Below are 13,247 nucleotides of genomic sequence, written 5' to 3'. Positions count from 1 at the left end.
ATGGGAAATTTAGTCGATGATTTTATGTTTGCTAATCAAGAAGATGCTCTATTGCAACTGGTGAATGAAGTGATGATTCGCCACTTAGACACCAAAAATGCCATTGTATTAGCCACTAGCTTAAACGGGCTCAAGTTTGCCCATGTGCTCTCCCAAAAATTAGGCACAGCCCTAGATTTTCTCTTTAGCGCACCTATTTATGCCCCACTTAATAGAGAGTGTGAGATCGCTTTGGTGAGCGAGAGCATGGACATCATCATGAATGAAAACCTCATCAATTCCTTCGAGATCACCCTAGATTATGTCTATGGCGAGGCTAAACGAGTCTATGAGGAAGAGATTTTATCTAGGATTTACAAATTTAGAAAAGGCAATACGATCAAATCTTTGGGGAATAAAAGTGTCTTCATTGTCGATCATGGCATTGAAACAGGCATTACGGCTAATTTGGCGATTCAAACCTGCACAGCTAAATTATCTAAAAATATTTATGTCTTAACGCCCATTGTCTCTAAAGATGTTGCCGAGCGTTTGGCAACCCTTTGCGATGGTGTGGTGAGCGTCTATCGGCCCGAATATTTTGTTTCGATCGAACATTACTACAAAACCCCCATTGGCATCACACAAAAAGAAATCGAAGATATTTTAAACACTTCAATGAAAAATATTAACTAAGGAGAACCATGCCCACAATCCAAATTGGAAATGAAGAATTTAAAACAGATTATACTGCCCGCCAAGCCACCAGCTCCCTGTGGTATAAGCATCAAGGGACGGTCATTTTAGCTGCTGTGGTGGTGGATAAAACCCCTGCTACAACGGATTTTTTACCCCTAAGTGTGCAATATAGCCAAAGATCCTATGCCATTGGGCGTTTCCCGGGGGGCTTTAGCAAACGCGAGGGCAAGATGAGCGAATTTGAAACTCTCACTTCACGCATCATCGATCGCTCCTTGCGTCCCCTTTTTCCCAAAACTTACGCCTACCCCACCCAAATCACCCTTTTAGTACTCAGTCACGATCAACAAAGCGATTTGCAAGTGTGCGCGCTCAATGCGGCTAGCAATGCGCTTTATTTGGCTAACATTGGCATCAACACCCCCCTTTGTGCCCTGCGTGTGGGTAAAATTGCTAATAACTATATCTTTAACCCCAGCGTGTCAGCTATGAAAGAGAGCACTCTAGATTTGTATGTCTGCGGGAGTGTGGAGGCGTTGTTGATGATTGAAATGCAAGCATGCGGGCAACACCTCCACTCCCTTCCAGAAGATCAGCTCTTAGAGGTGCTTTCATGCGCCCACCAACGCATTCAAGAGAGTTGCCAAAAATACACCCAAAACTTTGAACCCTTTAGAAAACCCCCCACCATGCCCCTAAGTTTTGCGCCCAAAGAAGACAAGGCATTACAAGCCCTAATCCAGGAGCATTTTCATCTCCAAGTTTTAGAAATCACTGCCCAAATGGCTAAAAGCGAGCGGCATGCCGAACTTGCCATGCTCACCTATGAGATCGCTTTAGATTTAGAACAAAAAGGGCATGGCTATGTTTTCGAAGAGATTCAAAATGCCCTGAATAGCTATGTGGCCCAAATCATTAGGAGTCAGATTTTAGAGCAACACAAGCGCCCCGATGGACGCGATCTAGACACCATCCGCCCCATTAACATTGAAACCAATATTCTACCTAATTGCCATGGGAGTGCACTTTTTACCCGTGGGCACACCCAAGCTTTAGTAACTTGCACACTAGGCTTAGAAGGAGATGCCAAAATCCGCGAACATTTAGATGACAAAGCACTCACTAAAGAAAAATTCATGTTCCATTATAATTTTCCCCCCTTTAGCGTGGGGGAGGCAACTCCGCTGGGTGCGCCCAGCCGCCGCGAATTAGGGCATGGCAACTTAGCCAAACGCGCCCTAGAGAGTAGCATTATGGACAAAAACCAAACCATTCGGCTAGTTTCTGAAATCCTAGAGTCCAACGGGTCTAGCTCAATGGCGAGTGTGTGCGGGGGGTCTTTGGCTTTGTGTGCCAGCGGGGTTGGCGTGCATGCCCTTGTTGCGGGCGTGGCGATGGGCTTGATTTTAGAGGGCAATGAACATGTGATCTTGAGCGACATTAGTGCCCTAGAGGACATGCATGGGGATATGGACTTTAAAATTGCTGGGAGCTTAGAGGGGATTGTTGCTATGCAGATGGACACTAAATTACAAGGTATCCGCCTAGATTGGCTCCAAGAGATTTTAGAGCAGGCTAAGAGTGCACGCTCTGCCATTTTGGATCGCATGCAAGAGGCTAGAGAGTCCATTGTGTTAAATACCCAAATCTTGCCCACTTTACAAAGCTTTAGCATCACGCCTAAAAAAATCGCTTTGGTGATCGGGCCTTCAGGCAAAACAATCAAAGAGATCATCGAACGCTTCCAAGTACAGATAGATTTAGACAAAACCAGCGGGCAAATCCAAATCCGGGGCACGCATGCAGAGGGTATTTTAGGGGCTAAACATTTCATATTAGACTTGGTGCAACAAGAGAGCCCACAGAGCCCACCCTACTATGTTGGCGAGATCGTAGAGGTAGAGGTCAAAAAGATCGTGGATTTTGGGGCTTTTGTGCGCTTGCCCAGAGGAGGGGAGAGCTTGTTACACAAGAGTTGCTGGGAGCAAAGGGGTCTTAGTGCGGATTTTCTCCACAAGGAGAGCGGGGTTACTTGCAAAATTATCAAAATCCACGCCCAAACCTATAAAATAGACCTAGATTTGGCTTAAAGGCTTGAAAATTAAGCTTAAGCATGCGATAATCACCTTTTCTAAGAACAACTTGGAATAACGGAAAATAATAAATCGGAGTTGGTGATGAAGTTTTTTGTGCTTTTCTTTTGTGCGATGGCAGGACTGGCCTTTGGGGCAGATTTTAGCGGAGTGGATATGATTAAGTCCTACTCTGTCGTGGGGGCTGTCGTGGGCTTGGGGGTGGCTGCTTGCGGGGGTGCCATTGGTATGGGAAATGCCGCAGCAGCTGCCATCACAGGCACGGCGCGTAATCCGGGCGTGGGCGGTAAGCTCTTGACAACCATGTTCATTGCGATGGCGATGATTGAAGCACAGGTCATTTATACTTTGGTCTTTGCGATCATTGCGATTTACAGTAATCCGTTCTTAGCTTAATCAGAAAGGGAGGGGGGGTAGGGCACTGGTGGTGGAATTGGTAGACACGCCATCTTGAGGGGGTGGTGAGGCGACTCGTGCGAGTTCAAGTCTCGCCCAGTGCACCATAAAAGTTGCAAGGCTTGGTTCCTTGTTTTTTGTGCCAAAATGGTGGAATTGGTAGACACGCTAGACTCAAAATCTGGTGGGGGCGACCCCGTGTCGGTTCGAGTCCGACTTTTGGTACCATATTCGCTTGATTTCTAGTCATACCCAGCTCATAGAAGCAGAGGGCAGGTAACCCGCACGCTAGACTCTTTAGAATCACTTAGGTGTGCCATGTTTCACTGCAACTTTAAGATACTCTTAGCCTTTAGCATATCCAAACTAATTTGGTGTTTCAAGCTCTCCAAATCTTTAAAAAAGGTGTTGTTGCGGATTTTTTTGACAAAAATCACGCGCAAATGGTGTGGCGTGGTGGGGATTTGTGCATCCAAGACATGGGTTTCTAGGGCGAGTTTGCCATCTGTGCTCAAGCGGTGTCCCAAAAAACTCACCCCCCAAAAACACGCATGGGAAAATTCCACGCGCGTGGCATACACCCCAAAACTAGGCAAGAGCTCCGTAGGCTCAAGAGCCAAATTAAGGGTAGCGTAAAGTTTTTTATGCCCGAGTTGTTGCCCCATCACCACTGGACCCTCAATCACAAAGGGTCGTCCCAAGAATTTATGCGCTAGAGCCACCTCCCCACGTTTGATACACTCCTTGATGTGGTAAGAATGCAAAGAGATGCCCTTAATTTTAATCTCGGGAGTGATCTCTAGGGTGATGTGTGGGCTTAAAAGGGAGTGCAATGTATGGACATCGCCTATGCGATCTTTGCCAAATTTAAAATCATAGCCCACGATAATTTTTTGCAAGTGAGGGAATTTTTGTTCCAAAAGCTGGGTAAAATCTTGTGGGGCTAAGGCGCGCGCGCGCTCTAGGGGCAAAAAAAACACCTCTTGGGCATATTGTTGGAGCAAGCAAGCCCGTTGAGACAAAGAGGTCAAAACTTTTTGGGGCTCTTGACTGGCGACCACTAAGACACCTGCTGGGGGGCTTAGGCGTTTTAATAGCCGCTGGTGTGCCACATGCACGCCATCAAATTTGCCAATCGCTAAACTGGTGATATTAGCGTGTGAAATAGATAAAAGTTTCTGCATTGCCCTCTTTGCCCTTGATGGGGGATAATTGCATGTGCTGCACCCTAAGCCCTAGTGCTTGTGCCTCACCAATGAAGGCTTTTAAACGCTGGGCGGTGACCCCAGTATTGAGCACCACGCCCTTTTTATTACGTTTAGCTTGTCTGCCCACCTCAAACTGGGGTTTAAAGAGCAATAAATAAGCACGGCTCAAGGGGATTAGGCTTTTTAAAATTAGGCTCAAGGAAATAAAACTCACATCACAAGTGATCAGGTCGTAAGTCTCTTGGGTTTTAAAGCAACGGATATCGCAATGTTCGTGCAACTCAATTTGGGGGTGCTCTCTGAGGACAGGATCAAGCTGGTTGCTCCCCACATCTACGCACACCACCCTTTGCGCACCCTTTTCCAATAGAACTTGGGCAAATCCACCCGCACTCGATCCCACATCTAAGATCACCTTATTAGCACAACCTAGAGGATTGTGCTCCAAGTATGCCCAAAGTTTCTTGCCCGCACGGCTCACAAAAATGCGTTTGGATAGATTTAAATCTTGCTCCAATGCAAAAAGAAGATTCCCCTTGATCTCCAAACTAGGCTTGTTTAAAATGCGTCCAGCCACCCGCACACCCCCCTCCAAGATCAACTCCTGTGCCTTTTGGCGGCTATTACACAAGCCCTTAGACACCAAATACTGATCTAAACGCAAAGAGCCCCCTTAAACCCCCTCTTATTTTTGTTCGGGTTGCCAGATAGTTTTTTCTGAAGGCGTGTAGTCCTTTTCATCCTCTAAAATCTGACTCCTGCTCTCTGAACAGGCGGCAAAAAAGAACACAACCACCCCAGCTAACAGCCACAGTCTCATCTGCAATCCTTTGGTTTGGGAATAGGGGATATTATAAAGCTAGTAATGTTAAAAACCCCTAAAATGCGCGGGAGCGCACCACACGAGTTTTAAGCATTTGGGCGAGTAAAAAAGCCAGTTCTAGGGCTTGGGTGGCATTCAAGCGTGGGTCACATTGGGTGTAGTAGTGGTTTTGCAACCCTTCCTCGCTCAAGCCCTGCGAGCCCCCCACGCATTCTGTTACATTTTGACCCGTCATCTCTAAATGAATCCCACCAACACAGCTACCATGCTCTTGGTGAATCTCAAAAAAGCTCTTAACCTCTTGGAGAATGTCCTCAAAGCAACGGGTTTTAATCCCCTGAGCGGTTTTAATCGTGTTGCCATGCATGGGATCACACACCCACACCACTTCTTTTTGGGCTTTTAAAACACCCTCTAACAAGGGGGGGAAGACTTGGGGGAGGGCACTAGCCCCCATGCGCACAATGAAACTCAAACGCCCCATTTGGTTTTGCGGATTGAGCACTTCACACAAACCCAACATCTGATCTAAAGTGGTCTTAGGACCAATCTTAACCCCGATGGGATTGCCCACCCCCCTTAAAAACTCCACATGGGCTTGATCTAAACCTCTTGTGCGCTCCCCAATCCAAAGCATGTGTGCCGAGCAACTATACCAACCTCCACTCAAGCTATCTTGGCGAATTAAGGGCTCTTCATAGTTGAGCAACAACGCCTCATGGCTGGTGTAAAAATCGGTTTCCCTCAAAGTAGGCACATCGCTAACCCCACAAGCTTGCATAAATTCTAGGGCATGGGTAATCTGCATCGCCAAGCTAGCGTATTTTTGCCCAAAGTCGTTATTTTTCACAAAATCCAAATTCCAGCGTTGCACTTCGGCCAAGTCGGCTAGCCCCCCCTTAGCAAAGGCGCGCAAGAGGTTTAAAGTGGCTGCGCTTTGATGGTAGGCTCTAAGCAAGCGGGTTGCATCGGCTTCTCGCTCCTCCAAATCCACCCCATTGATCATATCTCCCCGATAAATGGGGACTTCTTGACCCCCGATGGTCTCGCTCTCTTGGCTTCTAGGTTTGGCAAATTGCCCGGCTACGCGTCCTACCTTAATCACCGGACACCCCCCCCCAAATGCCAAAACCACGCTCATTTGCAAGATGATTTTAAAAAGATCGCGAATCCCATCAGCACTAAAACTGCTAAAACTCTCAGCACAATCCCCCCCTTGCAATAAAAACGCCCGCCCACAGCCAGCTTCTTTAAGCGCACTTTGCAAGGAACGGATTTCTTTAGCAAAGACTAGAGGCGGGTAGCTTCTGAGGGTTTGCTCGACTTGCTTGAGGGCTTGTAAGTCTTTATAGGTGGGTTGTTGCAAAATGGGGAATTTGCGCCAACTATCAACTTGCCATTGCATAGGATCTACTTGAGTTGCTTGAGGGCTTGCTTGATGCGCTCGCTCGTGCTCAAATCAGCAGGCAAGGAGGCGCACACTTTTAGTGCCTCGCCCTTTTTAAAGCCCAAACTCTCTAAAGCCAACACCGCCTGTATTAAAGGTGCGCTAGGGGCATGACTAGGTTGGTTTTCTACAAAATAGCCGGCTAGATCGAGCATGATCTTGCCTGCTAGTTTTGTGCCCACGCTGGGGACCTTTTGCAAAGCCTTTAAATCCTTAGCTTGGATCAAGGCTTCAAATTCTAGGGGGTCGTAAGTCGAAAGAATGGCTAGGGCTACTTTGGGCCCCACCCCGCTAATTTTGATGAGGCGTTGGAAAATTTCTTGCTCAGAGCGTTGGGCAAAGCCAAAGAGCCAATGTGCATCTTCGCGAAAAATAGGCGTGGTGTGTAAAAACACTTCTTGATTCTCTTGGAGTTGCTGGCTAGTTTGCAAACTGATATGCACCCCATAGATCACGCCCTGCACCTCTAGCTCCACAAAAGTGGGGGCGAGCGAGGACACCTTACCAACCAAACCTGCAATCATAGCTAAAACTTGTTGATGTGCTGGCGGCTATTGACCCTTACCAGTCGGTCGCCCTCTTCATCTAAGAGAAAATCCGTCATCTCGCCACTTTCGGTCAAAATACTTTGGTTTCTCCCGCTGTAAGTTTTGATGCAACTAATTGTGTTAAAAGCCGTCCAAGGGCTATCAATATGCAACTTGGCTTGCTTCATACCCGCCTCAATTTGCACCAACTGATCTAAAAACTTATGGTTAAGGTCTTGGATCTTTAAGATGTAGAGGTGCAAAATTTTAACTCTTTTTAAGCAGTCCATAAAATCGTAGTAAATCCGTTTGATGGACTCCTCCTCAATGAGGGCTTTGCGCGTAGCGACATCAGCGTTCCGGATCTTATCGATAGTGGGTTGGTGCTTTTGCACAAAAATATTGAGCTTTTGGTATTGCGCCATGACTTTTTGTGCCTTTTCTTTGTAGATCACCATCGACTCTTTGGTCTCCTCTAAAATCTGCTTGCTCTCTGGTTCAGCAAAGGCTGAAAAACAAAATTTATTCTCATTCCCTTCCACATTTTCTAACGAGCAAAGAGAGGAAAAATAAAAGGCATTGTTAGATTTAACCTGTTTTAAGTTAATCTCTTTGGCAAAGATTTGGCTACCACTACTGGCCTCTATTTGGCAATTTTGGGCGATGATCGTCCCTCTATCAGCATATTTGCACTGCACATTTTTGCCTTTGCACAGACCCTTATTATTGGTGATCGTGATCTCATCGGCCTCGACACTGCTATCCGCGTGTAACTGCCCCTCGATCACCACCTTTTGAGCGACTAAATTGACATTTTTACCCACATTCCCCTTGATAAAAATCTCCTTAGCCTCCACCCGCAAATTGGTTTCGATGGCATTATCAATCTCATTTTTAGCGGTAATATGGAGCGAAGGGCCTTTTTCTACACCCCCCAAAAACATGGGCATGCCCGTGCTTTTCATCTCGGTGTAGGTGTTTTTAGTAAAACTCTTGAGTTTGTCATCGACCAAAGCCACATATTGGGCAATTTTGGAGGAATAGACCACTTTGGTGGGCAAATCTTGGACATCAAAGGCTTCGTTGCTATATTCCAGCGCAAAGGGGGTAATCTCTTGCTCTTTGACCACGACGATCTGCCCTTTGAGGTCCCGTCCGCTCACACCTTGAGCGGGCTTGATATACTCTAGCACAACCTCGCCTTCTCCTGCGCCATAAATAGCATTGAGGGGGGCTTCTTCTTGATTTTTGCGTTCCCAATTCTCTTTGAGGATAAAACACAGAAGACCGGGCTTGTTAGGAGTATAACGCGCACTTTTAAGTAAAATCGTGCCGGGCTGTTTGTCTTGGGTAGCATAATCGGCTAATTCTTTTTTAAAAGCCGTGTGCTGGGCACTCATTTGGCGCAATATGATCTTATTGAGGGCCATCCAAGATTCGATGTAGTCGCAAATTTCATCAAAAAGTCCCTCATTATTCACAATCAAACAGGGGTTCTCAAAGACAACAAAGAGTTTGTCATTCTCCTCAGAAACCTCCAAATCCAAAAAGTAACGGAACAGTCTTTTTTTAATACAAATATCGTAGCGTTGGATTACGCTTAACCTAGTATTTTCAAAAAAGACATCATCATCAATTTGTTTGGCATTCTCCCCCCCCAAAACTTTGTATTCAGCTTTCGCCTCAAAGCGCACTAAAGTATGCACTTTTAAGAGATCGAACCATAAATCATGAACATCTAAATCATAAGCCTGAGCCACTTTCTCCAGCTCTGCTTGGATGTCCCCACAATTTTCAACCACTTTAGAATAAAACTCGCCCGCCAAATTAATCCCTTAGCTTAAATCGCTATGTTACTCATGTTACTCTTGATCCCGCCAATTATGGTGTGCGATTGTAGTATAATTCTCTTAAAAGTGTAATTAATCAAATCAAGGGTTGCCCCAAATTAAATTAGCGGAGTGCTTTTGCTTAAAAAATTCTTTTTGACCACCAGCTCGGGGATTTTGTGCTCACGCATTGCCGGATTTGTGCGCGATTTATTGAGTGCGTCCATCTTGGGGAGCGGGTTGTATAGCGATATTTTCTTTGTAGCGTTTAAATTCCCCAACCTTTTTAGGCGAATCTTTGCCGAGGGGGCTTTTACCCAAAGCTTTTTGCCCGCCTTTATAGCCAGCAAGCACAAGGGGGCTTTTAGTGTGAGCGTGCTTGTGATCTTTAGCGCGCTCTTAATGCTTTTTTCCTTACTTGTGAGTTTGTATGCGCCCTTTTTCACCAAACTTTTAGCCTATGGTTTTGATGCACGCACCATTACCCTAGCCCAAAACATCGTGGCGATCAATTTTTATTACCTGCTCTTGGTCTTTCTAGCCACCTTTTTTGGGGCGTTATTGCAATATAAAAACCACTTTTTTGTGAGCGCATACCAAACCATCTTGCTTAATTTGGGCATGATTGCCGCACTTTTGCTAGGCAAAGATAAAGACTTGCTAGAAGTGGTCTATTATTTGAGCTATGGCGTGCTGATTGGGGGGATAGGGCAGGTGGTGGTGCATTTTTACCCCCTCTATGTCTTGGGTTTTGGCAAACTCTTTAGGGTTGGCTTGGAGCAAATTTACTTGTGTTTTAAAAATCCCAGCCAAGCGCGCAAAAAAGCCACTCTTAAGGGCGATCTCAAGGGCTTTTTCAAGCAATTTTTCCCCAGCGTGCTGGGCAACTCGGCTAGCCAAATTTCCTCTTTTATTGACACGCTCTTAGCCTCTTTTTTGGCAACTGGTAGCATTTCCTATCTTTACTATGCCAACCGCGTTTTCCAACTCCCCCTAGCTCTCTTTGCCATTGCCATTTCCACCGCCCTATTCCCCACCATCGCCAAAGCCATTAAAAACGCCCAACAAGATGTAGCCATCCAGCACCTCCAACAAGCTTTATATTTTTTAACCGCTATGCTCTTGCTCTGCACTTTAGGGGGATTGCTCTTAAGCCCGCTGATCATTTCCCTACTCTTTGAGCGTGGGCAATTTGGGGCTCAAGATGTGATTCAAAGTGCTGCAGTTTTTAGAATGTATTTGGTGGGTCTCTTGCCCTTTGGGCTAGCCAAAATCTTTTCACTTTGGCTCTACGCACACCACCAGCAACTCAAAGCCGCCAAAATCTCCCTCTACTCTCTGATCTTTGGGACTATTTGTTCTTTAAGCTTAATGCCCTATTTGCAGGCTAGCGGTCTAGCCCTCTCTAGCTCCCTAGCGGGCTTTTTGCTCTGCTTTTTAAACATTAAGGCTTTTGGATTTAAGCGCTTTTTGGGCATGATCACGCCCAAAGCTCTTTTAAAATTAGCCAGCTTTTTAGCCCTAGAAACTCTAGCATTACTCTTATTTCTGTGGTGCTTGGAGGCTTGGCACACACAAGATGCCCTCCAACTCCTATTTTAACGATCCAAAGGTAAAACATGAAACCCACTTACTACATTTATGATAGCCACCAGCAACAAAAAGTGCCTCTAGAGCCTATCCAGCCCGATTTGGTTAAGATTTACATCTGTGGGCCTACAGTCTATGATTATTCTCACTTAGGGCATGCTAGAAGTGCTATCGCCTTTGATCTGCTCAAACGCACCCTAGAGCTTAGCGGATATGGCGTGCAGATTGTCAAAAATTTTACCGACATTGATGATAAGATTATCCACAAAGCCCGCCAAGAACAAACCAATATCAAAACCCTCAGCGAGTATTTTATTGCTAGCTATTTAGAGGACATGCAGGCTTTGGGTGTGCAACGCGCCCATTTAGAGCCTCGGGCTAGCCAGCATTTAGAAAGCATGGCCCTGATGATCCAAACCCTCTTGGACAAGGGTTGTGCCTACAAAACCAGCAATGGGGACATCTATTTAGACACCACGCGCGATTCGCATTATGGGGCTTTGAGCGCACATAGTTTGGATCAAGAGAGCTTAAGCCGCATTGAGGATAACCCCCATAAACGCCATGAAAAGGACTTTGCGCTGTGGAAAGCTTACAAGGGCGACTCCGATGTGGGCTATGAAAGCGCGGTTGGCAAAGGGCGGCCCGGCTGGCATATTGAATGCTCGGCGATGATCTTTGCCAATTTGGCTTACAGCCAACAGCCCTATCAAATTGACATCCACGGGGGTGGGTCGGACTTATTTTTCCCCCACCATGAAAACGAGGCGAGCCAAACCCGTTGTGCCTTTGATCAAGAATTGGCCAAGTATTGGATGCACAATGGTTTTGTCAATATCTCGGGGCAAAAGATGAGTAAGAGTCTAGGCAATAGTTTTTACATCAAGGACGCGCTCAAGGTCTATGATGGGGAGATTTTGCGTAATTACCTCTTAGGCACGCATTACCGCGCGATTTTGCACTTCAACGAAGAGGATTTGCTTGTGCATAAAAAACGCCTAGACAAGCTTTATCGCCTCAAGAAACGTGCTCTAGAGTTGGCACAACCTAGTCTAAATAATGCCCATAGTCCCTTTGCCAACGCCCTCTTAGAGTGCATGCAAGATGATTTGAATATTTCTAAGGCTCTAAGTGTGCTGGAGGAACACCTACGCCTTTTAAATGAAAGCTTGGACAATGCGCTCAAGACCATTAAAAAACAAAAAGCCCAAGAAATTTTGCAAGATTTAGCCTTTGTAGAAACACTTTTAGGATTAGGGGGCAAAGACCCCACGCTTTATTTCCAACTGGGCGTAGATGGGGCACTTAAAACCTATATTGAGACGCAAATCCAGTTGCGCTTGCAAGCCAAACAAGCTAAAAATTTTGCCCTAGCCGATCGCATAAGAGAGGAGCTAGCCACGCAGGGCATTTTATTGATGGATCAAGTGGGGGGCACAACTTGGGAGAAGTTATGGTAATTATTTTTTATTAATAGATCATTTAAGATTGGGGTGTAGAGTGCGCCCTCGGAGTGCCAAGCTCTAATTTAATTTAAATCTAAGGAGATTGCATGAGACACGGAGATATTAGCAGTAGCCCCGATACTGTAGGCGTGGCGGTGGTCAATTATAAGATGCCCAGGTTGCACACCAAGGCACAGGTACTAGAGAATTGCCACAACATCGCCAAGGTGATCCATGGGGTCAAACAAGGTTTGCCCGGACTAGACCTAATTATTTTCCCCGAATACAGCACGCATGGGATTATGTACGACAAACAAGAGATGTTTGACACTGCGGCGAGTGTTCCGGGGGAAGAGAGTGCTATTTTTTCTGAAGCTTGTAAGAAAAATAAAGTTTGGGGCGTGTTTTCTTTGACGGGGGAAAAACACGAAGATCCTAAGAAAAACCCCTATAACACCTTGATCCTCATCAATGACAAGGGCGAGATCGTGCAAAAATACCGCAAGATTTTGCCTTGGTGTCCTATTGAATGCTGGTATCCGGGGGATAAAACCTATGTGGTAGAGGGACCTAAGGGCTTGAAGGTTTCTTTGATTATCTGTGATGATGGCAACTATCCGGAGATTTGGCGCGATTGTGCGATGAGAGGGGCCGAGCTCATCGTGCGCTGTCAGGGCTACATGTATCCGGCTAAAGAACAGCAAATTACAATGGTCAAAGCGATGGCGTGGGCTAATCAGTGTTATGTGGCTGTGGCAAACGCGACCGGTTTTGATGGGGTGTATTCTTATTTTGGGCACTCTAGCATCATCGGTTTTGATGGGCGCACTCTGGGCGAATGCGGAGAAGAGGAAAATGGACTCCAATACGCCCAACTCTCTGTGCACCAAATCCGCGATGCTAGAAAGTACGATCAGAGTCAAAACCAACTCTTTAAACTCTTGCACCGCGGTTATAGCGGGGTTTTTGCTAGTGGTGATGGCAATAAGGGTGTGGTGGAATGCCCTTTTGAGTTCTATAAAACTTGGGTCAATGATCCCAAAAAGGCTCAAGAAAATGTAGAAAAATTCACCCGCTCAAGCGTGGGTGTGGCCGCTTGCCCAGTCTATGATTTGCCCCATAAGGACTAATTAGGCTTTTCTTGGAGGGGATGGGCTAAGGTAGGCTACATGGAGGGGACATGCCTAGCCAACTCTTCTTCACAACACATT

At 46.1% G+C, this 13,247-nt stretch carries 12 protein-coding genes and 2 tRNA genes; 8 read left to right on the top strand and 6 right to left on the bottom strand.

The window, feature by feature from the left end; genetic code table 11:
* The 5 genes from EAO36_RS03955 to EAO36_RS03935 all read left to right on the top strand — a co-directional run bounded on the left by EAO36_RS03955 (position 1) and on the right by EAO36_RS03935 (position 3,395).
* On the top strand, positions 1 to 675 hold the full coding sequence (locus EAO36_RS03955; RefSeq protein WP_120948370.1) for a phosphoribosyltransferase: 675 nt from the start codon (positions 1 to 3) through the stop codon (positions 673 to 675).
* Positions 676 to 683: 8 nt separating this feature from the next.
* Positions 684 to 2,768 (top strand): polyribonucleotide nucleotidyltransferase, encoded by a 2,085-nt coding sequence (locus EAO36_RS03950; protein WP_120948369.1) that lies wholly within the window; start codon positions 684 to 686, stop codon positions 2,766 to 2,768.
* Positions 2,769 to 2,855: 87 nt separating this feature from the next.
* Positions 2,856 to 3,167, top strand: a complete 312-nt coding sequence (locus tag EAO36_RS03945) for a F0F1 ATP synthase subunit C (RefSeq protein ID WP_034581476.1) — start codon at positions 2,856 to 2,858, stop codon at positions 3,165 to 3,167.
* Between the two features lie 22 nt (positions 3,168 to 3,189).
* Positions 3,190 to 3,274 (top strand) — tRNA-Leu (locus EAO36_RS03940).
* 34 nt (positions 3,275 to 3,308) lie between these two features.
* A tRNA-Leu gene (locus EAO36_RS03935) sits at positions 3,309 to 3,395 on the top strand.
* Between the two features lie 95 nt (positions 3,396 to 3,490).
* Here EAO36_RS03935 and EAO36_RS03930 read toward each other — a convergent pair.
* The 6 genes from EAO36_RS03930 to EAO36_RS03910 are packed head-to-tail and all read right to left on the bottom strand — an operon-like array spanning position 3,491 to position 8,998.
* Positions 3,491 to 4,351, bottom strand: a complete 861-nt coding sequence (locus tag EAO36_RS03930; RefSeq protein ID WP_120948368.1) for a bifunctional riboflavin kinase/FAD synthetase — start codon at positions 4,349 to 4,351, stop codon at positions 3,491 to 3,493.
* Entirely contained in the window at positions 4,320 to 5,039 is a 720-nt protein-coding gene (gene tlyA, locus EAO36_RS03925) for a 23S rRNA (cytidine-2'-O)-methyltransferase TlyA (RefSeq protein WP_120948367.1), read from the bottom strand. Before tlyA ends, EAO36_RS03930 begins: the two co-directional genes overlap by 32 nt.
* Positions 5,040 to 5,060: 21 nt before the next feature.
* On the bottom strand, positions 5,061 to 5,195 hold the full coding sequence (locus tag EAO36_RS08915) for an HP0135 family lipoprotein (protein WP_268877242.1): 135 nt from the start codon (positions 5,193 to 5,195) through the stop codon (positions 5,061 to 5,063).
* Positions 5,196 to 5,253: 58 nt separating this feature from the next.
* Positions 5,254 to 6,603: a class II 3-deoxy-7-phosphoheptulonate synthase gene (locus tag EAO36_RS03920; protein WP_120948366.1), complete on the bottom strand. Its 1,350-nt coding sequence runs from the start codon at positions 6,601 to 6,603 to the stop codon at positions 5,254 to 5,256.
* A gap of 5 nt (positions 6,604 to 6,608) precedes the next feature.
* Complete coding sequence (gene ruvA / locus EAO36_RS03915) at positions 6,609 to 7,169, bottom strand: Holliday junction branch migration protein RuvA (protein WP_120948365.1); 561 nt, start codon at positions 7,167 to 7,169, stop codon at positions 6,609 to 6,611.
* 2 nt (positions 7,170 to 7,171) lie between these two features.
* Positions 7,172 to 8,998, bottom strand: coding sequence for a DUF342 domain-containing protein (locus EAO36_RS03910; RefSeq protein WP_120948364.1), 1,827 nt, complete (start codon positions 8,996 to 8,998; stop codon positions 7,172 to 7,174).
* Between the two features lie 141 nt (positions 8,999 to 9,139).
* On the opposite strand from EAO36_RS03910, the gene murJ reads away from it, so the two are divergent.
* The 3 genes from murJ to EAO36_RS03895 all read left to right on the top strand — a co-directional run bounded on the left by murJ (position 9,140) and on the right by EAO36_RS03895 (position 13,166).
* Positions 9,140 to 10,603 (top strand): murein biosynthesis integral membrane protein MurJ, encoded by a 1,464-nt coding sequence (murJ, locus tag EAO36_RS03905; protein WP_120948398.1) that lies wholly within the window; start codon positions 9,140 to 9,142, stop codon positions 10,601 to 10,603.
* 17 nt (positions 10,604 to 10,620) lie between these two features.
* Positions 10,621 to 12,051, top strand: a complete 1,431-nt coding sequence (gene cysS / locus EAO36_RS03900; protein ID WP_120955727.1) for a cysteine--tRNA ligase — start codon at positions 10,621 to 10,623, stop codon at positions 12,049 to 12,051.
* Between the two features lie 92 nt (positions 12,052 to 12,143).
* Positions 12,144 to 13,166: an aliphatic amidase gene (locus tag EAO36_RS03895; protein WP_120948362.1), complete on the top strand. Its 1,023-nt coding sequence runs from the start codon at positions 12,144 to 12,146 to the stop codon at positions 13,164 to 13,166.
* Positions 13,167 to 13,247 lie beyond the last annotated feature (81 nt).

It is taken from the genome of Helicobacter mehlei (assembly GCF_003660265.1).
Lineage (GTDB): Bacteria > Campylobacterota > Campylobacteria > Campylobacterales > Helicobacteraceae > Helicobacter > Helicobacter mehlei.
This window is presented reverse-complemented; position numbering and strand designations above follow the sequence as displayed.